The 25,272-nt window shown below is 43.6% G+C and carries 22 protein-coding genes and 1 tRNA gene; 11 read left to right on the top strand and 12 right to left on the bottom strand.

Translation table 11 applies throughout. The annotated features are described in order from the left end of the window. Window positions 1-32 precede the first annotated feature (32 nt). From tyrS to GKS34_RS01945, 4 genes are all read left to right on the top strand, one after another. The gene (gene tyrS, locus GKS34_RS01960; RefSeq protein ID WP_163383128.1) at window positions 33-1,322 is read left to right on the top strand and encodes a tyrosine--tRNA ligase; all 1,290 of its coding nucleotides are present in this window, start codon (window positions 33-35) and stop codon (window positions 1,320-1,322) included. A gap of 56 nt (window positions 1,323-1,378) precedes the next feature. Then, on the top strand, window positions 1,379-2,077 hold the full coding sequence (locus tag GKS34_RS01955; RefSeq protein ID WP_163383127.1) for a TetR/AcrR family transcriptional regulator: 699 nt from the start codon (window positions 1,379-1,381) through the stop codon (window positions 2,075-2,077). 145 nt (window positions 2,078-2,222) lie between these two features. Then, on the top strand, window positions 2,223-2,441 hold the full coding sequence (locus GKS34_RS01950) for a hypothetical protein (RefSeq protein WP_163383126.1): 219 nt from the start codon (window positions 2,223-2,225) through the stop codon (window positions 2,439-2,441). A 146-nt stretch (window positions 2,442-2,587) separates the two neighbouring features. Then, on the top strand, window positions 2,588-3,355 hold the full coding sequence (locus GKS34_RS01945; RefSeq protein WP_163383125.1) for an SDR family NAD(P)-dependent oxidoreductase: 768 nt from the start codon (window positions 2,588-2,590) through the stop codon (window positions 3,353-3,355). Here the strand turns inward: GKS34_RS01945 and GKS34_RS01940 are convergent. From GKS34_RS01940 to GKS34_RS01920, 5 genes are all read right to left on the bottom strand, one after another. Beyond that, the gene (locus tag GKS34_RS01940) at window positions 3,352-4,308 is read right to left on the bottom strand and encodes a YihY/virulence factor BrkB family protein (protein ID WP_163383124.1); all 957 of its coding nucleotides are present in this window, start codon (window positions 4,306-4,308) and stop codon (window positions 3,352-3,354) included. The genes GKS34_RS01945 and GKS34_RS01940 overlap by 4 nt on opposite strands. A 79-nt stretch (window positions 4,309-4,387) precedes the next feature. Then, on the bottom strand, window positions 4,388-4,945 hold the full coding sequence (locus GKS34_RS01935; RefSeq protein ID WP_163383123.1) for a 1-acyl-sn-glycerol-3-phosphate acyltransferase: 558 nt from the start codon (window positions 4,943-4,945) through the stop codon (window positions 4,388-4,390). Beyond that, window positions 4,942-5,745 carry a patatin-like phospholipase family protein gene (locus GKS34_RS01930; RefSeq protein WP_163383122.1) on the bottom strand — a complete coding sequence of 268 codons (804 nt, stop codon included), beginning with the start codon at window positions 5,743-5,745 and terminating at the stop codon, window positions 4,942-4,944. Before GKS34_RS01930 ends, GKS34_RS01935 begins: the two co-directional genes overlap by 4 nt. A 39-nt stretch (window positions 5,746-5,784) precedes the next feature. Next, window positions 5,785-6,732 carry an acetyl-CoA carboxylase carboxyltransferase subunit alpha gene (locus tag GKS34_RS01925; RefSeq protein ID WP_163383121.1) on the bottom strand — a complete coding sequence of 316 codons (948 nt, stop codon included), beginning with the start codon at window positions 6,730-6,732 and terminating at the stop codon, window positions 5,785-5,787. Window positions 6,733-6,820: 88 nt separating this feature from the next. Next, the gene (locus tag GKS34_RS01920) at window positions 6,821-7,474 is read right to left on the bottom strand and encodes an ABC transporter ATP-binding protein (protein WP_163383120.1); all 654 of its coding nucleotides are present in this window, start codon (window positions 7,472-7,474) and stop codon (window positions 6,821-6,823) included. 247 nt (window positions 7,475-7,721) lie between these two features. On the opposite strand from GKS34_RS01920, the gene sucC reads away from it, so the two are divergent. Together sucC and GKS34_RS01910 are read left to right on the top strand one after the other, a co-directional pair. After that, on the top strand, window positions 7,722-8,936 hold the full coding sequence (gene sucC / locus GKS34_RS01915) for an ADP-forming succinate--CoA ligase subunit beta (RefSeq protein ID WP_163383119.1): 1,215 nt from the start codon (window positions 7,722-7,724) through the stop codon (window positions 8,934-8,936). A gap of 38 nt (window positions 8,937-8,974) precedes the next feature. Next, window positions 8,975-9,048: transfer RNA gene (locus GKS34_RS01910), tRNA-Arg, on the top strand. Window positions 9,049-9,169: 121 nt separating this feature from the next. Here the strand turns inward: GKS34_RS01910 and GKS34_RS01905 are convergent. After that, window positions 9,170-9,589: a transposase gene (locus tag GKS34_RS01905; RefSeq protein WP_163383118.1), complete on the bottom strand. Its 420-nt coding sequence runs from the start codon at window positions 9,587-9,589 to the stop codon at window positions 9,170-9,172. Between the two features lie 507 nt (window positions 9,590-10,096). On the opposite strand from GKS34_RS01905, the gene GKS34_RS01900 reads away from it, so the two are divergent. From GKS34_RS01900 to GKS34_RS01890, 3 genes are all read left to right on the top strand, one after another. Then, the gene (locus GKS34_RS01900) at window positions 10,097-12,631 is read left to right on the top strand and encodes a M56 family metallopeptidase (RefSeq protein ID WP_163383117.1); all 2,535 of its coding nucleotides are present in this window, start codon (window positions 10,097-10,099) and stop codon (window positions 12,629-12,631) included. 121 nt (window positions 12,632-12,752) lie between these two features. Then, window positions 12,753-13,961, top strand: a complete 1,209-nt coding sequence (locus GKS34_RS01895) for an alpha/beta hydrolase family protein (RefSeq protein WP_163383116.1) — start codon at window positions 12,753-12,755, stop codon at window positions 13,959-13,961. Then, window positions 13,954-15,081, top strand: a complete 1,128-nt coding sequence (locus GKS34_RS01890) for a mannonate dehydratase (protein ID WP_163383115.1) — start codon at window positions 13,954-13,956, stop codon at window positions 15,079-15,081. Before GKS34_RS01895 ends, GKS34_RS01890 begins: the two co-directional genes overlap by 8 nt. A 4-nt stretch (window positions 15,082-15,085) precedes the next feature. Here GKS34_RS01890 and GKS34_RS01885 read toward each other — a convergent pair whose 3' ends face one another. Together GKS34_RS01885 and GKS34_RS01880 are read right to left on the bottom strand one after the other, a co-directional pair. Next, window positions 15,086-16,354 carry a hypothetical protein gene (locus tag GKS34_RS01885; RefSeq protein ID WP_240459157.1) on the bottom strand — a complete coding sequence of 423 codons (1,269 nt, stop codon included), beginning with the start codon at window positions 16,352-16,354 and terminating at the stop codon, window positions 15,086-15,088. Next, complete coding sequence (locus GKS34_RS01880) at window positions 16,351-17,886, bottom strand: sulfatase family protein (protein WP_240459156.1); 1,536 nt, start codon at window positions 17,884-17,886, stop codon at window positions 16,351-16,353. Before GKS34_RS01880 ends, GKS34_RS01885 begins: the two co-directional genes overlap by 4 nt. 219 nt (window positions 17,887-18,105) lie before the next feature. Here GKS34_RS01880 and GKS34_RS01875 point away from each other — a divergent pair, with 219 nt between their 5' ends. Further along, window positions 18,106-19,659 (top strand): hypothetical protein, encoded by a 1,554-nt coding sequence (locus GKS34_RS01875; protein WP_163383113.1) that lies wholly within the window; start codon window positions 18,106-18,108, stop codon window positions 19,657-19,659. A 63-nt stretch (window positions 19,660-19,722) separates the two neighbouring features. Here the strand turns inward: GKS34_RS01875 and gap are convergent, their stop codons facing one another. Continuing rightward, the gene (gene gap, locus GKS34_RS01870; RefSeq protein WP_163383112.1) at window positions 19,723-20,727 is read right to left on the bottom strand and encodes a type I glyceraldehyde-3-phosphate dehydrogenase; all 1,005 of its coding nucleotides are present in this window, start codon (window positions 20,725-20,727) and stop codon (window positions 19,723-19,725) included. 268 nt (window positions 20,728-20,995) lie between these two features. On the opposite strand from gap, the gene GKS34_RS01865 reads away from it, so the two are divergent. Continuing rightward, window positions 20,996-21,910, top strand: coding sequence for a bile acid:sodium symporter family protein (locus tag GKS34_RS01865; protein WP_163383111.1), 915 nt, complete (start codon window positions 20,996-20,998; stop codon window positions 21,908-21,910). Window positions 21,911-21,926: 16 nt separating this feature from the next. Here GKS34_RS01865 and GKS34_RS01860 read toward each other — a convergent pair whose 3' ends face one another. The 3 genes from GKS34_RS01860 to GKS34_RS01850 are packed head-to-tail and all read right to left on the bottom strand — an operon-like array spanning window position 21,927 to window position 25,242. Then, complete coding sequence (locus GKS34_RS01860) at window positions 21,927-22,958, bottom strand: aldo/keto reductase (protein WP_163383110.1); 1,032 nt, start codon at window positions 22,956-22,958, stop codon at window positions 21,927-21,929. Between the two features lie 11 nt (window positions 22,959-22,969). Continuing rightward, complete coding sequence (locus tag GKS34_RS01855; RefSeq protein WP_240459155.1) at window positions 22,970-24,850, bottom strand: TonB-dependent receptor plug domain-containing protein; 1,881 nt, start codon at window positions 24,848-24,850, stop codon at window positions 22,970-22,972. Continuing rightward, window positions 24,820-25,242, bottom strand: coding sequence for a phosphoribosyltransferase (locus tag GKS34_RS01850; RefSeq protein WP_163383109.1), 423 nt, complete (start codon window positions 25,240-25,242; stop codon window positions 24,820-24,822). The genes GKS34_RS01855 and GKS34_RS01850 overlap by 31 nt, the downstream gene beginning before the upstream one ends. Window positions 25,243-25,272: the final 30 nt, after the last annotated feature.

Here is a 25,272-nt window from a genome sequence, read left to right as displayed (position 1 = left end):
ATTTGCGGTCGCAATTAAAAAGCAGCGCAAGGATGAATGACTTTATAGAGGAATTAAAGTGGCGGGGGATGTTGCAGGACATGACCGCCGGTATTGAGGAGCACTTGGAAAAAGGGAGGGCAACCGCCTATCTGGGCTTTGACCCAACGGCCGACTCACTTCATATTGGCCATCTGGTAGGAGTCATGACCTTGCTGCATTTCCAAAGGGCTGGACACCAACCAGTGGCACTGATTGGAGGAGCCACCGGTATGATTGGAGACCCCTCCTTCAAATCGGCCGAACGTAACCTTCTGGATAATGAAACGCTGGATAGCAATATTGCTGGTATTCAAAAGCAACTGGAAAAATTCCTTGACTTTGGTTCGGAAAAGGCTAATAAAGCACTATTGGTTAATAATTACGACTGGATGGCTGATTTTTCATTTCTGGAATTCATCCGGGATGTGGGCAAATACATTACGGTCAATTACATGATGGCCAAGGATTCCGTTAAACGCCGGCTGGAAGAAGGTAACGGCTTATCCTTTACCGAATTCACCTACCAGCTCATACAAGGCTATGACTTTTACCATTTATGGAAAAACCGGAATTGCAGCATTCAACTTGGCGGATCAGATCAATGGGGAAACATTATCACGGGGACCGAACTCATCCGTAAAAAGGCAGGAGGTGAGGCCTATGCACTTACCGTTCCCTTGATTACTAAGGCAGATGGAAGCAAATTTGGAAAAACAGAGGGCGGCAGCGTCTGGTTAGATCCGGAAAAAACCTCTCCTTATGCCTTTTATCAATTTTGGCTGAACGTTTCAGATGAGGATGCATCGAAATACATTCGTATCTTCACCACGCTTGATAGGAACACTATCGAAGACCTGGAAAAAGAGCATCAGGACGCACCGCACCTTCGGCTGCTTCAAAAAGCCATCGCTAGAGAAATCACCATTCTTGTTCACAGTGAAGCCGATTATGAGATGGTGCTGAAAGCTTCCGGAATTCTCTTCGGTAAATCCTCACTGGAGGATTTAGCTACTCTGGACGAACGAACATTTCTGCAGGTGTTTGAGGGTGTTCCTGTGATGGAAATCAATCGAACCGAGTATAGTCAGACCGAAAACGTGCTTGATTTACTTTGCAGGGATCAAACCATCTTCGCTTCCAAAGGCGAGGCCAGAAAATTAATGCAGGGCGGTGGGCTTTCCATCAATAAAATAAAAATCACGGATCCTCAAGTAAAAAACGAGGTGCCATTGCTTCAGGATAAATACCTGCTGGTCCAAAAAGGTAAAAAGAACTATTTTATCATTGCTGTTAGTAATTGATGGAACCACAGACAACGAATCAGAAACGCTACCTTAACCAAAGCCAATAAGCTAGCATGGGTGTTTACGAGAGACAACAGAAGGAGAAAAAAATCCTGGAAGCAGCCATTCACCTATTTAGCGAAAAGGGTTTTCATGCCACAAAAGTGGACGAGGTCGCAAAAAAAGCCAGGATAAGTAAAGGGCTGGTTTATTTCTATTATAAAAGCAAGGAAGATCTGTACATGGCCATCACAAAAAAAGGGGTCGATGAACTAAAAGAAATATTCAATAAGGCATTTGGAAAACCAAAAGAAAAGACCGGCCTGGAAGTGATGACGGATCTCGCAGAGAGCTACCTATCTTTTGCCAGGGATAAAAAAGTCTTTCACGATGCTATCCTGCATTTTTTAGGTCTCCTTGACCAATATCAAGTAGATAAAGAAAAGCTAAACCCGCTGATTCTGAATAGTCAGTATTTCACCAAATTGGTTCAAAGTCACCATGATCTGGCCAAACTGGGTATCAAAGCGATTTCTACAGGCATCAAAGATGGAAGTATCCGACCGGATTTACATGCAGAGAGCACCTTTTATACGTTGTGGAGCATGATGATTGGATACTGTAGGATTTCAGGCTCTGTGTCGCTGGAACCCGGTGAGATAAAAATTAACACCGAAAGCTGGAAAAACGGATTCATAAAACTGTTTTTTGAAATCTTGAAGGGAAGTAGTACTCCTTCTGTAAGCCAGCCGGTGCAAGGGAAATTGTTTTAGATTGCTTTCGGTCATGTTTTTACAAGGAATCTAACAGCCCGCTTAATTAAATAGCCCTTCGGGCGATACTAAATAGTAAGTTTAAACGATTAGGCACCTTTCTTGTTCTATTTCTGGAAAAAATGTTTAACCAAACCAAAAAATCATGGATTTAGTAATAGGCGCCTTATTTGTTTTTGCCGTTGTTCTGGCACTCTATTTAATTTTTAAACGAATTTTTAATAAGCGCAAGGACAAGGTAGATCAGACCCAGGAATTGGCCTCTAAAGAGGTAATCGGAAAGGAAGTTTCCAATTTTGACTCCGACCCTAAAAGGCAAGACGAAAAAAACGAATCATCAGATCCTAAAAAAAATGATGTTTGAGTCTGGATTCTGATAGCATAGGTCGAAATCATCAAAAAAAATATTTGTTCAACCTGCAGTATAAAATCCTTAAGAATAGATTAAATTCATAAGAATAGTTTAAATTGAAGGATAAATAATAAACTGTTTTTCCGACCAATAATCATATGGATTTAAGTACACTATTTTCCCTTCAAAATAAGGTAGCGATCATCACCGGAGCCAGTAGAGGCATTGGTTTTTCAATTGCCCATTTTTTTGCCGCCGCCGGAGCCAAGGTCGTTATCAATAGTAGGAACCAGGAACGGTTGGATGAAGCAACACGCCGATTACGGGAAAAAGGGTACGAAGTAGTTGGGATTGCGAATAACATCGGTTATCCAGAGGGCCGTCAAAACCTGATAAATCAGACCGTTGAAAAGTATGGACAAATAGATATTTTGGTCAATAATGCGGCTACAAATCCGGTATTCGGGCCAATTGAAGAAACCGACCTTTCGTTATTTGATAAAATTTTGGACGTGAACCTGAAAGCTCCATTTGAGCTTTCCAAACTCAGCCTTCCGTTTTTGAGGCAATCCTCTTCTGCATCCATCATAAACGTAAGCTCCATTGCAGGCTTGTCACCCGAAAAAGGACTGGGCTTGTATAGCGTAAGCAAATCCGCTCTAATTTCACTAACCAAGTCTTTTGCCAAGGAGTGGGGAACGTATAACATCCGTGTAAACGCCATATGTCCCGGGTTAATTAAAACGAAGTTTAGCGAAGTTTTGTGGTCTGATGAAGTAATCAAGGAAAAATTTCTTTCTCAACTACCACTTAAGCGAATTGGTGAAGAAGAGGAAATCGGCGCGATGGCATTGTTTCTGGCTTCTCCCGCATCAAGTTATACAACAGGCTCCGTATTTACAGTAGACGGTGGCTTTAACGCTTAAGTAGCACTTGTCTCCTCCTCATCTTCCAAGCCGTCATCATCTATTTCGATTGTTTGTATTTTGACTGCCTGCTTAATAGGGGTTATTTGGCCACCCACATTCTCTGCAATAAAATAAGTCAATTGGGCTCCAAAGAGAAAAATGACTGCGGAATAATATACCCAAATCAATATAATGACTAAGGATCCAGCTGTTCCGTAATAACTTCCCACATCGGCATTGCTCATATACAATCCAATCAGGTATTTGCCGAGGCCGAATAATAGCATGGTGACAAAAGCTCCTAACCAAACGTCTTTCCACTTCACCACTGCATCCGGAAGAATTTTATACATCAGCCCAAACACTAGAATCAATATTCCCTGAGTAACAAAGAAATTAATGACCGAAGCTAATCTTAGCGTGCCGCTATCGAAAAGCTCTGAGAAATAATTTAAAAAGATGACAATTAATGCATCTGCCACCAAAGAAGCCAACAACAAAAATCCAATGGATGCCACCATGGAAAAGCTAAGTAGGCGGTTTACGACAAACTTTAATATACCTTTCTCCGGTTTGGATTTTATACGCCAGATATGATTGATACTGTTTTGAAGACTCACAAATACCGTCGTGGCGGAAAATACCAAGATTCCTATCCCTAGAATTCTGGCGTATATTCCCCGGTCGCTGACCGATACATTTTTCATCACATCGTCCAGTGTATTGGCACTGTCATCACCGATTAACTCAGAAACCTGGTTGAGCAATTCATCCTTTACGGTACTTTCGCTATACAAAACCGAAGCGATGTTAAGAACAATTATTAACAAGGCCGGTAAAGAAAAAATCGTGTAGAAGGCCGTGGAAGCAGCAAACGTGATGGAGTTGTTTTTTCCAAATTCTTTAACACTGTCAATTAAAATTTCAAAAACAGTATAATTTTTAAGTGCCTTAAATTTTCGCTTGATCATACAAGAGGTTCAGTTTTAACGCAAAAATCGGTTCAAAAACCATACCTCAAATCTCTAAAACAAACTAATATCTAAAAATTTAGCGGATTCCCTGATCCGGGTATTTTCCTGTAATGGTTCTTCCAAAGGCTTTCAACTCCTCTATTTGTTCATTCATATTGCCATTAGGAACGATCACCGGGCCGATGCCTGCCAATTTCCTTTTATAATCAAGAAACCCTACCACCACGGGCACTCCTGCCCCTTGTGCAATATGGTAAAATCCCGATTTCCAGCGAGGAACGTATTTTCGTGTACCTTCAGGTGTTACCATAATGACAAGCTCATCCCTATCCTTTAACATTTGAATCATAGCTTCGGTATAGGTCTGCTTTCTTCTTCCCGGCATCCGGTTTCTGTCTATGGATATGCCGCCAAGTGCTTTAATTAACCAGCCCAGGGGCCCTACCATGACTTCCTTTTTTATGGTAAACCTCACCGGTACTCCCATAAGATAAAAAGCAGCTCTCGCATATAACAAGTCCCAATTACTGGTATGGGGAATGGCAATTAATACCGCTTTCTTGAGGCCAACCGGCCATTGGCCTGAAATTTTCCAACCCGATATCCAAAATATAAAACGAGCGAGTAACTTCATGGTTTGATTGAATCCAAATTCCTATTACCGAGTGCTGCCAGATGTGGCGTTTTCTCTAAATATTCCAGACAGGAAGTATATCCTGCGGCATAAATATCTTTGGCCCTTTTTATTTCCAATACGCCAAAACTGGCCAAACCAGGGGGTTCAATGAAGTAGTCGCATAAGTCCCTCCTGCTGTACACATTGTAATTCATGGATAAAATCACCGATCTTTCAATCAGGGCTTTGATATGGCTGATGGTTTGTAGTTCGGGCAAATGGTTGCAATTCACTCCAATTATGGTCTGGCATTTGTCGGTCAAAGGTTCCACTGGCAGGTTATTCAATACGCCTCCATCGACATACAAGGCTCCATCCATGGAAATAGGTTCAAACATGCCCGGAATGCAGGAGGAAGCCATTAGTTTTTGAATGATGGGTCCCTCGGAAAAGTAAACCGTTTGCCCGGTTAAGATATTAGTTGCCGCTATAAATGTGGGAATTTTTAAAGCAGAAAAGTCATCTACCGGCATGTACTTCGCAAAAAGGCCTTCAAAAAGATCCATTTTCAGAAGTGCCTTGAAGCTAATGGAAGGTTTGAAAAATTTAAAATACTTGGTTTGAACGATTATATCCAGAATCTCCTCTGGCTTGTATCCAGAGGCATACATGACGGCCGCTATCGCCCCCGCACTGCTGCCAGACAAATAATTTGGGAATATCCCTTTTTCGTTCAATGCCTGCAGCACTCCCAGGTGGGCAATTCCTCTTACCCCACCACCGGAAAGAACAATTCCTATTGAATGGTTGTGTTTCAAATTGATGTACTGGATTTTGGAGGCTTTAATTTACCCCGGTTATTCATTAACGACACCCATGGAGCAGAATTTGTCAATCCGCGCCACGATCCGCTTGTCGGGATTGATTTTGTCCAATTCCTTCAACGAGGCGATAATGGTCTTTTTTATTCGGGTGGCCATATCCCGCAAGTTTCGGTGTGCTCCTCCCAATGGTTCATCGATAATGGCATCAATCAAACCATTGCTCTTCATATCAGGACTTGTAAGTTTCAGGGCTTCAGCTGCTTGTTCTTTGTAATCCCAGCTTCGCCATAAAATGGAGGAACAGGATTCCGGAGAAATAACCGAGTACCAGGTGTTTTCCAACATGTATACCTGGTCACCGATAGCGATACCAAGCGCTCCGCCAGAGGCACCTTCACCTATTATGATACAAATTACCGGAACTTTAAGCTTAAACATTTCCCGCAGGTTCTTGGCAATGGCCTCTCCTTGTCCGCGCTCTTCCGCTTCGATTCCGGGATAGGCACCAGGCGTGTCAATGAGGGTAACAATGGGTTTTTTAAATTTCTCCGCCATCTTCATCAGCCGCAAGGCTTTCCGATATCCTTCCGGATTTGCCATTCCAAAGTTTCTTTCCTGGCGTTGCTTGGTGTTTCTGCCCTTCTGCTGGCCTATAAACATGACAGTTCGTCCATCCAGATCTCCCAACCCTCCAATCATGGCCTTATCGTCTTTCACCGTACGATCGCCGTGTAATTCAATAAAATTATCGGTCATCTCGTAGATGTAATCCAGGGCATAAGGCCTGTCACCATGACGGGAAAGTTGCACCCGTTGCCATCTAGTCAGATTCTGGAAAGTCTCTTTTTTCAAGCTGTGAAGTTTTTCTTCCAGCGATTGAATATCAGCTGATAAATCAACATTTTTCCCTTTTGCCAATTGAATCATTTCATGAAGTTTTTGCTCCAGATCAGCGATGGGTTTTTCAAATTCTAATACCATAAAGTGCAGTTTTGAAGTAACAAAGATAAAAATTAATTTTTGAAACCACGGTTAACCTTAATCAAAGATACTGGGTATCCTTTTCATCTTACCTTAAAATCTTCCCATCTTCCATGGTAAGCATGCGATCAGACATTCCGGCGAGGCCTTGGTTATGGGTAACGATAATAAAAGATTGCCCGAATTCGTCCCTTAACTTGAGAAAAAGTTCGTGTAATGCCTGGGCATTTTGCGTGTCCAGATTCCCACTAGGCTCGTCTGCAAAAATCATATCCGGATTGTTAACCAGTGCTCTGGCTACTGCCACCCGCTGCTGTTCCCCTCCGGATAGTGCTGCCGGTTTATGTGATAGCCTATTCTGGATGCCCAGCAATTTGGCCAATTCTTCCGTTCTTTTTTTTAAGGAAATTTCCGATTTCTTTCCCATCAAGCCCGGGATCATGATATTTTCCTCGGCAGTAAACTCGGGCAGAAGGTTATGAAACTGAAATATAAAACCGATTCTGTCATTTCTAAAAGTAGCCAATTTATCTCCACTTAATTTCAACAAATCCAGGCCTTCCACCTCCAGGCTTCCAGAATCTGCTTTATCCAAGGTACCTAATATATGTAGTAAGGTACTTTTGCCGGCACCGGAAGCACCCACTATCGATACAATTTCTCCCTTTTCAATAGAAACATTTACTCCTTTTAAAACGTGAAGTTCACCGTAATATTTATGAATGGATTTGGCAATGAGCATAGATAAACGTATATAATAAAAGGAATTGAAATCAGAGAACGCTTGTAAAATTAATCAAAAATTTAAAAAAGCAGGAAATGGTTCCCGTTAATCATCAGGTATTTTGTTATTCTTCTGATTTATAATGGCATAGCCTTTTGTAATGAAATTTCAGAACCACAATCTTTCCTTGTTCGGCCAAAAAGGCTGACGCAAACCTTGAATTATCGGACATTTGACATTAACTTCGGGCAAAAATTTGATCCGAATGAATATACACGAATATCAAGCCAAGGAAGTTTTAAAATCTTACGGAGTAAAAATACAGGAAGGAATCGTAGCAGACAGTCCCGAAGCAGCCTTAGAAGCTGCCAAAAAACTGAATGCAGACACCGGCACTTCCTGGTACGTGTTGAAAGCCCAAATCCACGCTGGAGGAAGAGGAAAAGGAGAGATCAAGGAAACCGGCTCCCGAGGAGTGGTTTTAGCCAAATCGCTTGAAGATGTTCCGGAAAAAGCAAAGAATATCTTGAACGGAACGCTTGTAACTATTCAAACCGGAGAAGACGGAAAACTAGTGAAGAAAATTCTGGTTGCACAGGATGTATACTATCCCGGAAAATCAGAGCCAAAAGAATATTACCTGTCCATACTGCTTGACAGGGCTACTGGCAGCAATGTAATCATGGCATCTACAGAAGGTGGGATGGACATAGAAGAAGTAGCTGAACATACCCCTGAAAAGATAATTAAAGAGTGGGTAGACCCTACTTTGGGTATTCAGCCTTATCAGGCAAGGAAAGTAGCTTTCCAACTTGGGTTGGAAGGAAATGCCTTTAAAGAAATGGTCAAATTCATCATGGCTTTGTATGCGGCTTATGATGCTACCGATGCCTCGCAGTTTGAAATCAACCCGGTATTAAAAACTTCAGACGATCAGATTCTCGCCGTAGATGCAAAAGTAAACCTGGACGATAATGCCCTTTTCAGAAATAAGTCGCTTGCAGCGATGCGGGATGTTGCCGAAGAAGATCCACTGGAAGTGGAAGCAGCGGAATCTGGCTTGAACTATGTAAAACTTGATGGAAACGTGGGTTGCATGGTAAACGGTGCAGGCCTAGCCATGGCTACCATGGATATGATCAAACTTTCAGGAGGGGAACCAGCTAATTTCCTGGATGTAGGAGGAGGAGCCAATGCCCAGACAGTGGAAGCCGGTTTTAGAATAATCCTCAAGGATCCCAAAGTAAAAGCCATTTTGATCAATGTCTTCGGTGGCATTGTTCGATGCGACCGGATTGCTACAGGTGTTGTGGAAGCTTACAAGTCAATTGGAGACATACGTGTACCTATCATCGTCAGGTTACAAGGAACCAATGCTGAGGAAGGCGCAAAAATAATCGATGAATCGGGACTAAAAGTTACCTCTGCGATTACTTTAAAAGAAGCAGCAGAAAAAGTACAAAATGTACTGAAATCTTAAATAAATTTTATTAGTTTTGCGCCACGTTAACGCAAAAAGCACCCGTAGTTCAACTGGATAGAATATCGGATTTCGGCTCCGAGGGTTGAGGGTTCGAATCCTTCCGGGTGTACAAAAAAGCCTCCTTTTCTAAAAAAGGAGGCTTTTATTTTTTTAAAATCAAAAACTCAATTGCCTATTCATTAGTGATAATGGTTGGCTAAGCATGATCCAGAAAGCGGAATTGTAGGCTATTAGGCCTCTTTTATCCACTTAAACAAGGTTTGATACGTAACGCCTGTCTCTTTACTGAAGTCAGCTTTTGTTTTACCCTCTGCTTCTGCTTTTTTCCAGGCTTTAAGGATGTTTGCTTTTTCCTGATCAGAGTAAGTTCTTCTCCCCCTACCCATGGGCTTATCACTTTTACCCTCCACTCCATAAATAAACTGAAGCAAACCAATAAATTTTGAAGCCTCATTTTTAGAATGAATTCCAAGCTCACCCAGGTCAGCAAGTGCTGTATCTTTTACATTCTTTGTAACAAATGGATGCGTACCCTTCTTGTGCGCTTCATCTATTGAATGAAATACTTTCCCCTCTGCATCTTCCATGTAAACGATAGCATCTGATTTTGAAAGATCTGCATACTTGTTTAAAAACTCCTGAATTGTCATTAATTAATTAATTTTAATTGATCGATTTATAAATAATTTTAACGCGCAATATACATATTAATTGTTATACAATTATACGATACTATTTTATTCTATATAAAAACGGGATCTATCTAATTTTGTTTAGCGAAATACGAGATATATACAGCAAAAGCTGTTCCAATTCTACAAAGCTCAAAACCACCCTTATACTGTAATCTTAAATCGGGTTTCCCTGCAGTGAATACACCACACTTCAGTACCCCTTTATTAGTGCTTGCATTAGTACCTTGACTTTTCTGCTCCAGATAAATTTAAAAAAAATAAATTTTGATTTGGATGTGTAAAACTAAATGGTTAAGTTTATTTCAGAGTACAGGTAGCTTTAAGGGCATGCATCCAATACCACGAAATGAAAAGGTATCCTAATTCTTGTCTGCAAATGAGGAATGTAATGTTTGTAGTTGATAACGTTCCCTGGACACGATTCACCCAATTAAAATCATCCAACAGGTAAACTGAATACATATGGCAACCATTATCAATTATGTATGGCAAAGTACTTTCTGTCTTGCCTTTTTTTACGGACTTTATTGGGTCTTTCTCAAAAATGAAAAGACCTTTCTATTCAACAGGTTTTTTCTATTAGTAACCCCTTTGCTAGCTATCTTATTTCCCCTGGTGGAAATTCCGGTTGCATTTGATAAGCCCAGCATATCCCTGGAGGACACGGCCTTCCTAAGAGCTTTTGAAGCCGGTGAATCAACGGAAATTGTTGGAACTTTCGGATTACCGGAAATAACGGTGACAGGCAGCAAATTACCCATCCTATGGGGAATTACCGATTACCTGTTATTGGGATACCTGATCGTGGCGATGGTACTATTTTGCCACCTATTGTGGCAATATTTGCAATTGAGGCAGTTAATAGAAAAAGGATGGTACCAGACGGTCTATATTCTGAAAGGAAACTATTTCAAGGTTCCTACTTACGGTATGGCTCCTGTTTTTTCGTTCTTTGATAAAATCTTCTGGGAGGACAATCCCCAGTTGCAGCTTCAGGAAAAGGAGCAGATATTGGAGCATGAACTGGAACATGTGAGGCAAAGACACACCTATGATGTGCTCTATTATCAGGTGCTTAGCATCCTATTTTGGTTTAACCCGATGATTCACCTGATGCGGATGGCTTTGATAGACCTACACGAATACCAGGCGGATGCACGGGTTTTGCAACGAACAGAAAACAAACTGTCCTATGCCCAACTCATTGCCAGAATGGCTTTCAAAGGTCTGGACCTGCCCTTAGGAAGCTATTTTATTCGGTCCACAACTCTGAACCGAATCCTGATGATGAAACGACCACAAAAAACCAATTGGCTTAAATTAGTAATGCTGTTGCCCCTGATGGCCATGCTCTTCGGTTTGGTTTCCATGAAAACCAAAGAAGGGGTTACTCTATTTAATAAAATCAACACCCGGCCTGTACACCTGCTAAAGCGTCAAATACTGGCGGCTCAGGATTCCATTCAGGTAGGGATCAAAGTCAAAAACATCAAAAACCCGCTGCACTACGAAAGCATTGGAGTATTGGAAGATCAGCAGTTGGTGGCCCAATTGGGGGAACTTTCCTATGAGTTTTCGGGAATACGAAACGAAAAGGACTATTTCAGGGTACTGGAATTGATTGAATCTCTCCGATCCAATTCTACCATGGTCCGGCAATATGGCAATGCTTATACTTTTGCTACGGTGGAAAACAAACCAACACCGGAAACTGGCTGGGACAGCTGGTACGACCACCTGCAACAAGGCCTGCAACCCTATCAGGACGAGCTGACACCTGCATCAGGTCCGGTGGAGTTGGAATTTATTATCGACCAGGAAGGGGCTCTACTTCATCCTGTAATACGGGAAAGCTTCAATAGCAGGGTTGACCAACAGTTGCTTGACGCTGTCAGTAGTCAGGATGCTCCGCAGTGGAGTCCAGGTAGTCATAATGGCAAACCGGTGCCGGTAGTTGTGCAAGCCAAACTATTTATCTCGGGTAAATTGGAAACGTCCCGAAACGAAAAAAAATCCAATCCAGACCCTGTATTTCCTGACCTGGCAATCGTGTCCGGTGGAAATGGCTGGAATGCATCGACCTCATCATCCCTTCGTGTTTCCAATTCTGAAATCACTTCCATTGAATCAATCAATGACCTTAAAACCGGCGCCATTACCTTGGGATCGGCGGCCACAAAACACCTGTCTCAAAGCCTAATATACCCCTCAAATGATCGTAAGAACGCAACTGTAGGTACCAGCCTGATCAAAATAACAGCTGACAGGCAGGGTAAGGTGGTCAATTATCAAATCATCGATCCTCTCTCTCCAGAAATTCAGCATATGTTACTTGAGGTGTTAAAGAATATCCCCGCGCTTGAACCAGTTCATCCCAAAAATGAATACCTTGTCTTGCTCCCAATTACCTTTCAACTTCGCGGTAGTGACATTCCGTTACCCCCATCTAAGAAAAAAATGTATGGAGACGAAATAACCGTCAACGGCTACGGACAACAGGATTCGAGGAAGAGCAAAATCACGGAGCTTCCAGCGCTAACCAAAAGAGTTTCTCTTAAAATCATTAATAAAGATTACCTAACCATTGATGGGTTTACCCTTCCCTTATCCATTGGTCTTACAAATACCATTAAAAGTATCATACGGTCCCAGGAATGGGATCCGGATAAAATCGAAGTGGTGTTTTATGCTTCCAAAGGAATTACCATGGATATCATCCAAAAAGTGCAGGAAGCATTACGGGAAAATGGTATCAGAAAACTCGATTATGCAGACCCGTCACAGTCCGAACCGTTGGATGCTACTCACGACCCGTTGATTCTGATAGACGGGGTGGTGCAAAAGGATAACATGACCTTGAGTAACACCAATCCTGAAGATATCGAATCCATCCAGGTAATGAAAGGAGACCAAGTCAATTTGTTTGGGGAAAAGGCAAAAAATGGGGTAATGCGAATTACAACAAAAAATTTCTATTCACAATCAAAAGATAAATAGCCAGCAACTTTTAATAGATAGCCCCTGCCAATTTACAGAAGATACTCTTCAGTAAATTGGCAGGTTTTTTTATATTGCATCCTATAGGACACAAATAATAAACCCAATTCAATAACTTCACATGGCATTCAAATCTTTATTATTCCTTTCTTTGAGCATACTGTTTATATACCGGACCAATGCACAGGATGCATTTAATTACGAAGAGTCTAAGGTTCCACCATTCTCCCTACCCGATCCCTTTGTTTCCCAAAAAGGAAAAGCAATTAAAACCATTCAGGACTGGGAGTTTCTGAGAAGGGGGGAGATTATTTCCTTGTTTGAAAACCAGGTGTACGGGCAACTTCCCCGAAGTTTGGATAATATCCGTTTTCAACTTGTTTCCGAAGATAAGCAGGCGATGAGCGGCAATGCCCATTTGAAAGAAATCGACATTCAGGTGGAACGAAATGAAAAAAACATCCGCATGCGGCTGATTTTGTTTATTCCCACCAAAGTGAATAAACCGGCACCGGTATTTTTACTAATTACCCACCGGGACCCGGAAAACATCGATCCTACCCGCGAGGTAAAAATGGGTTTCTGGCCTGCAGAAGCCATCGTAGCAAGGGGATTTGCTGCGGCTACCTTCCACGTTAAGGACGTTTCGGATGATAATAACGATACCTTTAAAGAGGATATTCTGAATACCTTGTATCCCGAGCAATTGGAAATGGAAAACGGTATGCGAGGCCTGGGATCCTGGGCTTGGGGTGCGATGAGAGCGATGGACTATTTTGAAACAGATCCGCTAATTGACGCTAATAGGGCCGCCGTGGTAGGACATTCCAGAGGTGGAAAAGCCTCTCTATGGACCGGAGCACAAGATACCCGCTGGGCCATCACCATCTCAAATGAATCCGGTTGTGGTGGTGCTGCATTGTCCCGAAGAAAGTTTGGAGAAACGGTCAAAAGAATCAATACCAGTTTTCCCTATTGGTTTACAGATAATTTCAACCAATATAATGACCACGAAGAACTGCTTCCAATAGACCAGCACATGCTGGTTGCGGCCATTGCTCCCAGGGCCGTGTATGTCGCCAGTGCTTCAGAAGATCAGTGGGCAGATCCGAAAGGAGAATTCCTCTCCCTGAGCCTTGGAACCCGGGTGCATCGCGAAATATACGGTATGAATGGCAGTTTCCCTTCCAACTTACCTGCCATAGAGTCGCCCCTACATTTACCTTATGCCGGACATCATATACGAGAAGGTAAACACAATCTGACCCCTTACGATTGGGAGCGATTCATGGATTTTGCCGATCAACTGTATGGGATAAATCATGAGTAAGAGCCGGAGAACCTTTCTAAAAAATGCTGGCGGTCTCGCAGGATTTAGTCTTGCCGGCCCTGCAACTATAATCCAGCAGAATAATCCGACTCAGGGAAATTACGTAAGAGACCTGGGAATGCGTCTCTGTTTGGCCTATTTTTGGGGTGTAGAACCACGAAAAACAGCCCTTGCCAGACAAATGGATGTGTTAGGTGCCGTAGGAGGAATAAACCCAACCATGGCCGGATTAAGTACCGAAAAACCCTGGTCCAGAGAAGTGATCAAAGGGGTTAAAGAGGTCTGGAAAAAGGAAGGGTTGACTTTGCGGGTAATTGAAGGCCCTCCTTCGCTGGGTACGAAGACCAAGTTGGGCTTGCCCGGAAAAGACGAAGAAATTTCCAACTTCATAACCTTATTAAAAAATCTTTCCCTGGAAGGAATAGATACCGTCTGTTACAATTGGATGCCCGTGATCAGTTGGGCAAGAACGGTATTGGACAGACCAGGCAGAGGTGGGGCACTGGTAAGTGGCTTTGATATAGAAGATGTCAGAGACAAAGAACCTATTAGGGATTACGGTAATTTGACTCCTGAGCTGATGTGGAACAATCTACAATACTTTTTAGATGCGGTAGTTCCCGAAGCAGAAAAATACCAGATAAAATTGGCACTACATCCGGATGATCCACCAGTAGCCCATATTCAAGGCATTCCCAGGATCATGACTTCAGTAGATGCCTTCAAACGGTTATTGACTATGGCCCCCAGCCCCTTTAATGGAATCACCTTCTGCCAAGGCAGCTTCGCCTCCATGGGTGAAAAGGCAAATGAGGTAGATATCCCCGCTGCCATCCGCTATTTTGGCCAAAAGCAAGTCATCCATTTTGTACATTTCAGGGATGTGAAAGGAAATAAAAACAATTTTGAAGAGACCTTCCATGACGAAGGTAAAACGGATATGTTTGCTTCCATGCGCGCACTGCATGATATCGGTTTTACAGGCCCAATCCGACCGGACCATGTTCCCACCATGGCAGGTGACAGCAACGAAAAACCGGGCTATAGCACCATCGGAACCCTTTATGCCATCGGGTATATCCGAGGTTTGATGGAGGGAGTTGGAAAAAGCAGCGAATAAACGATCAGGACCCCACGATATCCGAAATGTCCAGGTAATACATTTGCCGGCTTCCTTCATGGGTGGAATCGAAAAACACCCTCCTGCCCTGCTGGTCGCAACGCGGGTGCAAGTCACAGCGCCACTCCCCAACGAAACGCTCCGGAGAATGAAATTTTCCTAAAATGACTTTTCTATTGCTGGGTATGTGATACAGGTAAAGCGTTATCTTCCTTTCTTTATCCGGATAGGTGTCGTTTAAGACCCATTCCTCATTGGTTTGCGGAACATAGGTATTGTGACCGTTCCGGTCCATGGCCTCCTCTCCTATCAGTTCCATTTCCTTAGTTTTGTCTTTTATCAACCAAAACCCATTCTGCTTACCCACGGGACGGGTCCAGACTAAGATATGGTTAGGATCCCTCCAGACAAAATGGGAGGAATTCCCAGATGGATCCGCTACGTAAAGGTCCTTCCCAGCCGTATCTACCGTTATCATCCGGGTGACAAAGCCAGTTCTTGCCATGATTTGATTTTCCAGGATTTCGGGTCGCCATCGGTGAAGAAACAGCAATCGCTTACTGTCAGGACTCACCAGTAAATGATTGAACCAATGCCAATTGTCAGAAACATCCTCACCTAAATGGGGAATCGCCGCCAAATCGGCCAAACTCAATAAAGAAGTGGTGCTTCCTGTTTTTAAATCCATGGTATAAAGGCCAATCTCATCTGGTGCTTTGATATGCTGGTAGGGATCGGAAATGCCGGCATACCCGTAACCTGGCCTCAGGTTCTGTATTCTGTTAAAAGCGGTTCCAATAGCGAAGGATCCATTTGGGGCCAGTGTGTAAATGGGCTCCGGCAAAGTTCGGGTTTGCTCCGTTTGAATATGATAAGTGCGGCTCACATAGGTATCGCCCTGCCGGTCATTCCATATCACCTCCTGGGAGGAACCCGGTATCCATTGCAGCATACAGGATTGTTGCCAGCCCCATGCATTGGTCTCGCCAATTTTCTTCCAACGGTTACCCTCCTCCAAATCGATCAATCCGATTTCCAATTTGTCCGAACCCAATGGAGACCTTTCTTCAAAGCCCACCCTGCAACCCAATGCAAAGCGGCCCGATGGGTCCACCTGCCACTTGTCGTAATACCCAAACCAGTGACCGGAAGGCCCTTTGGTTATCCGTACTGGGGTTTTATAAGCTGTCTTGCCAATCCAGGCAGGCCCGGTAGCCAAAAGGGCACTGCATGCTACCGAAGACCGCATAAAAGTCCTTCTGTTCATCATCATCGATGGTATTTAGATGTCGGTTGCAAATTTACGGTATCTCCATAATGAATCCTGGCTTCCTGTAATTGATCCTTCATTGACGTTATCAGTTCCTGGTATTCCGGATCCTCATATTGGCTGTTCATTTCATTGGGGTCATTTTGCAGGTCAAAAAATTCCCATTCGTCGATTGTATAATAGTGGATTAGTTTGTACCGATCGGTGCGAATGCCGTAATGTTGCCGCACAATGTGCCAATCGGGATAGGCGTAGTAGTGATAATAAATGTATTCCCTCCAGGATTTCACATCTTCCGGGTTTTTCAAAAGGGGTACCAGGCTTCTGCCCTGCATGTCCGCTGGAATAGGACTTTCGGCCATGTCCAGAATGGTTTGGGCGAAATCCAGGTTTTGCACCAGGTGGTCGATCCGTTCGCCTGCTTCCGTTACTCCAGGCCATTTTATGAGTAAGGGCATTCGCAAGGATTCCTCATACATCCAGCGCTTGTCATACCAGCCATGATCTCCTAAATAAAACCCCTGGTCCGAACTGTAAATCACAATGGTATTCTCCGACAGACCCGATTCCTCCAGGTAATCCAACACCCTTCCAATTTCCTTATCCATACTTGTAACTGACCTCAGGTAATCTTTCAGGTACCTTTGGTATTTCCATTCGGTCAATGACTTACCAGCAAGGTTTGCTTCTCTGAATGCCTCGTTTTCCGGTCCATAGGCGGCGGCAAATTCGGTCAGCTGTTCCTCATTCATATAATCCGGATAGATCAGTTTAAGGTCCCTTTCGTTCATGTCTGCGGCTATCTCCATTTCCTGCTCGCGGGTAGCACTGGTCCGGTTTTCATATTCATCGTAAAAATTAGCAGGCAGGGGTAAGTCCACGTCCTTGTAGAGATCGTATTCCTCGGGAGCCGGTACCCATTCCCGATGGGGTGTTTTATGGGAATAGGCCAGGAAAAAAGGCTTGTCCTCTTCGGTCTGGTTTTCCAAAAAATCGATGGCCCTATCGGTAATCAAGGTAGCGGTATAGCCCGTTTCTTCCTGCTGTCCTTCCGCTTCTGTAAAGATGGGATTGTAATAAGAACCCTGCCCGTTTCCCCGCGTCAATACCGACCAATAATCAAAGCCTGTGGGATCAGATAATAGGTGCCATTTCCCAATCCAGGCTGTCTGGTAGCCGGAACGCTGAAGGATTTTCGGAAAGGTTTGCTGAGCTGCATTAAAGGTGGTATCGTTGTTCAGCATCCCGTTAAAATGACTGTGCTTTCCGGTTAAAATCACTGCTCTGCTGGGACCGCAAATGGAATTGGTGCAAAATGCATTGGTAAACAACACCCCTTCGTTTGCTATTCTGTCCAGGTTTGGAGTTTGGATAAAATCAACTAGCTCCGGGTTGTTGGCTTTTGGTCCATAGGCTTTAAGGGCGTGCGTGGCGTGATCATCACTAAAAATAAACAGGATATTGGGCCTGGCCGGTTTTTTAGCTTGTTTTGACTCGCAGGAAACGAGCACTACAAGTGATACAGTACATGTCACTAAATAGAGAAAATATTTCATAATCAGGAATTGCCCAAATAATTATTTATTTTACCTTTCGATATTACCTAATAGATCAGAAAAAAGAAAATAGTCACCAGAAAAATATACCCTATACTTACAGGCAGGCTTTCCAAAGCCCAGGCAATCTTTTTTATAAACCCTTTTTCCATAGCCCATTATTCCCCTTTAGGGTATAAATATTAAATTTCTTAAAAAATGAAAACCTGGATAAAAGTCACGCTGACCTCACTGGTACTGATCATTGTCCTGGTCGTTGGGTATGGCGCCTATCAATTTAGGGATCGTCACCCCGGATATTCCATAGACCTTTTTTTGGAAAATCAGACCCCGGGGTCCTTACAGGCCGGATTTGCAAAGGTCGACATCAGTCCGGTTGGTTTTGATACCTGGGAAGATACCAATGGAGATGCACGCTTCCAGAAAGCAGAGGGTGACCGCTTTCATGATCTCAACCAAAACGGCAAATTTGATCCCATCTGGGTGGCAGGTTTTCATCAAAACAAACCCGCTTCCGGAATAAATGATCCCCTATGGGCAAGGAGCATGGTATTGGAGGACGGAAAATATAAACTGGGGCTTTGTATCATCGACATGATTGGTTTTGGTAACGATGAGGTGCTGACACTAAGGAAACGAATTTTGGAAAAAACAGACCTGAATCACCTCATCATTGCCAGCACACATGTTCATTCTTCTCCCGACATGATGGGCATGTGGGGACCGGGACCTTTTACGAGAGGGGTCAACAGGGAATACCAGCAGCTCGTTTTTGAGGGGATCGAAAAGTCCGTTTTGACCGCCTTGGAAAATAGCCGCCCGGCAAAAATAAAATTTGCTGTCAATGAAAGCGATGCTTTGCCATTGGTCGGGGATAGCCGGAAACCGATTGTCCTGGATGCAGCTATTCGACTGATGCAGGTATGTGACCGGGAAACGGATGAAACACTGGGAATCCTTTTGAATTGGGGGAATCACCCGGAAACACTTTGGTCTAAGAATACGCTGATCAGTTCTGATTTTCCTCATTACTGGAGGCATTACATGGAAGACGGTATTTTTCATGATAATGAAATCATCCATAAAGGTCTGGGAGGAGTGGCTATTTTTATGAACGGCGCCTTGGGAGGATTGATGACTACCCGCCCAGGTGATGCCATTGTACATCCTTACACGGAAAAAATCCATACGGAAGCCGGAGTAGAGAAAATTGAGGCACAGGGTCTGGCATTGGCAAAAATTAGCTTTGAAACGCTGAAACTAGAAATGGATAGCATCACGGAAGGAAGTCTCTCCCTACGGGCCAAAACGGTGGCTTTACCGATGACTAATAAGCTATTCCGTCTGGCGGCATTTGTTGGCGTATTTGACAGGGGTTTTATTAAATGGGGTCAGGTTCGATCGGAAGTAAATGCCTGGACACTGGGCCCGGCTTCCTTCATCCATATTCCCGGAGAGTTGTATCCGGAAATAGCCAATGGAGGGGTCGAATCACCTGAAGGTGCTGACTTTGGAATTGGCCCGGTGGAAGTTCCGGCTATACGGGGTCAGATGCCCGGAAAATACCGTTTTTTCAGCGGGATGGCCAACGACATGATTGGCTATATCATTCCAAAAAGCCAATGGGACGAAGAATCCCCCTTTACCTACGGAAGGGATTCCGCTCCCTATGGCGAAGTCAATTCCCTGGGGCCGGAAACAGCTCCCATTTTACACAGGGAGGCATTGCAATTGCTTGAGGATCTGAAGTAAGCAGTTAAAAAAAAATAGGGTTGAAACTGAATTCAACCCTATCAAAAATAGTAATTCGGAAATTTACTTTTTAGAAATATACTGAACGAGGTCCACTACTTTGTTGGAATAGCCCCACTCGTTGTCATACCAGGCTACCAGCTTAACAAATTTATCGCTCAATTGAATACCTGCACCAGCATCAAATATAGAGGTACGAGGATCTCCAATAAAATCATTGGATACCACGGCATCTTCGGTGTAACCCAAAATTCCTTTTAGATCTCCTTCGGACGCTTCTTTCATTTTAGCACAAATTTCTTCATAACTGGCTCCTTTGACCAATCTAACGGTAAGATCTACCACCGATACATCTGGAGTAGGAACTCTAAAAGCCATTCCGGTCAATTTGCCATTCAATTCAGGAATCACTTTTCCAACGGCCTTGGCGGCACCTGTGGACGAAGGTATTATATTTTGGCCGGCGCCTCTTCCGCCTCTCCAGTCTTTCATGGAAGGACCATCTACCGTCTTTTGGGTAGCAGTAGTAGCGTGAACCGTAGTCATCAGTCCTTCTTCAATGCCCCAGTTGTCATTGACCACTTTTGCAAGGGGAGCCAGACAATTGGTAGTACAAGAAGCGTTGGATACATACACCATGTCCGAAGTATAGGAAGATTCATTTACTCCCATTACAAACATGGGGGTATCGTCCTTGGATGGTGCAGACATCACTACTTTCTTAGCACCTGCATCGATATGGCCTTTGGCGGTTTCCTTTGTCAGGAATAAACCGGTAGATTCCACGATTATTTCAGCACCGATATCAGACCATTTCAGATCTGCAGGATTTTTCTCGGAAGAAACACGAATCGCATTTCCATTTACCACCAGTTTTCCGTCTTTTACTTCCACATCTCCGTCAAACCGACCGTGGGTGGAGTCGTATTTAAGCATGTAGGCCATATAGTCTACACCAATTAAGTCATTGATGCCTACGATTTGTACATCGTCTCTTTCCTGGGCGGCACGGAAAACAAGTCTTCCAATCCTACCAAATCCATTGATACCTACTTTGATTTTTTCCATAATGTAAATTGTCTAATCTAAGGTTTAAAAGATTAATAGAAATTGTAAACCATCTATAAACTATGCTGATTCGATCCCACAGGGAACAAATCAAAATTAGCTAAAGAAGGTTTTTATACAATCCTATCGAAATTTTCAATGGTCAAATTTATAAAAATTAAACTTATCATTGAAATTTTGCATTTGATTACTTGTAAAAACTTTGAAATAAAGAAAAACGCTCATTTTTGGTCGATTTATTCTATTTTTGATCTTTTTAATAGCTAATATGGAAGAATTGGATCAGTTACAGATACACTTTGATGGGGATTCCTTGTTTCTGATGAATGTTTCCCTGGCGGTGATTATGTTTGGCGTAGCACTGGATATCGACCTTCAGGATTTCAGACGTATCTGGGTCCAGCCAAAACCATTTTTTTTAGGTATTCTGGCTCAATTCCTTGTACTTCCTTTTTTTACCTGGCTGTTAATTCTGTTGGTTAATCCTATTCCAAGTGTTGCTTTAGGTATGTTTCTGGTCGCAGCCTGTCCCGGAGGAAATATATCCAATTTTCTGACCCACCATGCCAATGGCAACAGTGCGCTATCGGTCAGCCTTACCGCATTTGCTACGATCTCCTCTATTGTGCTGACTCCGCTGAATTTTGCCTTATGGTCAGGTTGGTACAAACCGGCTTCCACCCTGCTAATCAGCATTCAGCTCGACTATTTCGAAGTTTTCCAGACGGTAGCTTTGATTTTAGGAATACCCCTGGCCCTGGGAATATATGTTCATCAAAAAAAGCCTTCCATCGCTCGTAAACTAGCTGGTTTACTAAAACCACTCAGCATCATGGTATTTATTACCATTGTTATCGTTGCTTTTTACAGCAATTTTAATCTGTTTACCAAAGTAATCGGACTTATTTTTGGATTGGTACTCGTACACAATCTTCTGGCGCTATTGTCGGGCTTCTCCCTTGCAAAAATGGCAGGACTGAAACTGGCGGAAACTAAAACGCTAACCATTGAAACAGGTATCCAGAATTCAGGGCTGGCTCTGGTTCTCATTTTCAATTATTTTGAGGGACTGGGCGGTATGTCCATCATTGCCGGTTGGTGGGGAATCTGGCACATTATTTCCGGATTAACCCTGGCTTCCCTCTGGAAAATGCAAAAAAGGGAAGAACCTATTTCTCACTAACTCATCCGAAAGAGAATTATACTTTGTAATATTCTACCAATCGGCCGTCAAATCCAGCCACTTTTTCTATCAACTGGTTTCTTTTTGCGGCATCAAAGGATTGAAATCTTTTAGCGTAATCAATCTTTTCGGAAAGCATCTCCGCATCGTCCGCTCCGGTGATCAGTACACTGATAGGTAAAGACCAGGAAAAATGCACCGCTTCCTCCACTGTCATGGCGTTGGGAATGATCCTGGGTTTATCTCCGTGATTGAAATGTGAAGTTCCTCCAAAAAAACCACCGTTCGCCAGGGTTTTCATGGCCATGGGGGCCATTTTTTTCTCCACCAATCGAGGCATTACGTTGGTAATAAAACTCTTATAATTGGGGTCAAAGGCATTTACCGGCATCTGACAAGCCTGGAGCAGGTCCGTTCGCTCCAGCATGCGCAGGTGAGCATTGAAATCAGAATGGCCCGAAAAACCAATATACCGGACTTTTCCACTATCGCGAGCCTGCTGAACCACATCCAGCACCCCATTGGTCAACCTGCTATCAACATCCGATGGGCTGGTAACGGCATGGATCAACCACAAGTCAAGGTAATCTGTTTTCATGCGCCGCAGGGTCCCTTCCAGGTGTGCTTGCGCGGTCTTCCCGTCCCTGGCCGTTGATTTACTCTGTATAAAAGCCACATCCCTGTATTTGGGAGTTAGGTATTTGCCGTACCTTTCTTCTCCCCTTCCATTTCCGTAGGATTCCGCATTATCAAAAAAACGGATCCCCCCTTCGATGGCACGCTCGATGGTTTTTTCCGCTTCCGTTTCAGGCATTCTTGCTATGTGGGCTCCTCCCAGGCCCAACATGGTGACCGCTTCTCCCGTGTTTCCAAATTTTCGTTGAGGGAGTAATTCTCCCCATTTATCTTTTGCATAGACCGCTTTTGATCCGGAGTCAGCACTTCTTGCCTGCGATCCGGAAAAATGGACGGGCAACATGATTCCGGCCGTCAATCCCGCAAGGGATTTTAGGAAGGAACGCCTTTCATTCTCATTTTCGCATTTCATGGGTTTTTTGGTTAAAATTGAAAATTGATGCCCGCTGATAGGTTAATTCCCGGCATGGGATAACCGTTTTCCAGCTGGTATTCGCTGTCCAGCAAGTTATTTGCCTGAACATGGGCTCTCAGGTTCTCCATCATCTGGTAATTTAGTTGTACATTCAGCAAGGTATAGTCCACCGATTCGGTCTCGCTATTCAATGAAGTGTTCAGACCGAAAACCTGTTGGGCAAAAGGCATGACCTGGAATCTTCCAACCTGTGCATCCATCTGAAGTTTCAGGTAATGCTCAGGTGCAAACAACACATTTTCAGAGACATCTGCAAAATTATAACTGAAAATAAATCCAGGAAAAGCATCTTGCCTGAAACTAATTTGAGCTTCCAGCCCCTTATTTTTGAAAGTCCCTGTGTTTCTGTTTCTGGGGGGAGCCTGCGCTGCATCCAATTGGATCAGGTTATCCCCCTTCGCATAATAAACTACCAGTTCCATGTCCCAAAGACCATCTGGAGACCTGCGGAGAAATGCCAGCTCATGATTCCACATGGATTCAGGTTGCAATTCTATATTGGAAGGTGGGAATAAAAACAAATCAACCACAGAGGGGCTTCTAAATGCCTTGGAAGAGGATAACTTAAATACATGCTGGGAATCCATTTCGAAAGAAAGGCCAAAACCCGGAACGGTAGTCCTGCCAAACTGGGAATTATATACCTCTCTAACGCCGGTATTGAGGTGTAGCTTTTCCCAAAGTGTTTGCTGCCATTGCATGTAAACCTCGGTTTGATGCACCTCCTGGGATTCATTCAATCCAACAGCCACGGGAGGCGGTATACTTTCGTTGCTAGCTTCGCCTCCAAACCGGTTAAAATCGATTCCCAGGGTGATTGTCTGACCGGGGATTAGTTTTAAGTTTTGGTAGGCAGCGATTCCTTGATTAAAATCGCTGGATTCAAATCCGCTGGTAAACCGATGATCTCCAAAATTGTGAAAAAACAACGTAGCACCAGAGACTTTTTCCCCCTCGTTGGTCAGGCCTAGTGCCGCCCGCCCTCTAAAATACGTTCTTTTATCGTCTAACAAAGGGGCTTCTAAAGTACCCGGATGTTCGTAACTGGCATCGGATAATTGAAAATCTCCTGATACTTTCAGATTTGAGTCAATCTGATGGCTGAGTTTATAAAAAATCGCCGTGTTTTCGAAACCGTCTGAGGCATCTTTTCGGTACCCGTCGGTTTTGCTCCGATTTAAAGACAGCACCGACTCCCAGTTTTTAGTCTGATACCCTACTTTTCCGGAAAGGGAGTGGGTGCCAAATGAGCCCGCGGCAGCATCTACTTTTCCAGACCAACCCTGTCTATCTGTTTTAGCAGTGATAAAATTGATAGCGCCACCCATGGCATTGCTTCCGTAAAGAACCGATGAAGCTCCCCGGATGACCTCTACCCGTTCAATATCCGTAGAATGAAAGGAATCTGCAATAGGGTGGCTAAATATCCCCATATACTGAGGTTGTCCGTCAATTAAAACTAAAATGCGGTTGTTTGGAGAACCACTTATGCCGCGGATTGAGATATTCCCTCCCGAACCGGGGCCTACCCCATAACCCAGGGTGGATCTATCATTAAGTAGGAGACCCGGAACATGCCGTACCAAAGAAGGCAATACGTTTACATGGGTAGATTGAGCCAACTGTTCCTTATCTATAATGGTAATACTGGAAGAAACCTCAGAAGCAGCACGTGCTGCCCGGGTACCTGTCACCACTACCTGGTCCAGGGCCATACTCAGGGAGTCTGAATCCTGTGCCTGCAAGGACTTCCAGGAAAAAACCGTCCCCAGAATCAACGAGACAAGGGTCAATCTATTCATCCATCGATAGCGTCTTTCCAGGGCCATGCCACACAAGATTTTACTTTGGGAAATAGAACAAAATCGGCAATACCTTTTAAAACAAAGGTGTATACTTCATGGCCGGAAAGCTTTTCTTTTACGGTGGCCAGCGTTATTCCGGTAACTGAAACATCATCTACTATCAGTATGCGGTTATGGCTAAAAAAATCCCAATTGAAATCGGTAAGGGTTACGGGAGATTCGTAAATGGGTTCGTTATTATCGTTTCTATAACTTATTCGGACAATTTTTAATGCTGCTCCAAGCTGATGGGCGATCATGCAGGCAGGAGATGTTCCGCCTCTTCCAATTCCCAACACCATGTCTATTTCAGGGAAATCAAAAGCATGCAGTGCTTCGCTGATCGCATCAAAGGTAATCTCCAGCTTTTGAGTCATCGGGATTGGTTCTATTTATTATGAATAAAA

This window comes from Cyclobacterium jeungdonense (assembly GCF_010994275.1).
In the GTDB taxonomy this organism is placed as follows: domain Bacteria; phylum Bacteroidota; class Bacteroidia; order Cytophagales; family Cyclobacteriaceae; genus Cyclobacterium; species Cyclobacterium jeungdonense.
The sequence above is the reverse complement of the archived record's forward strand: the minus strand, read 5'-3'. Positions and strand labels throughout refer to the sequence as shown.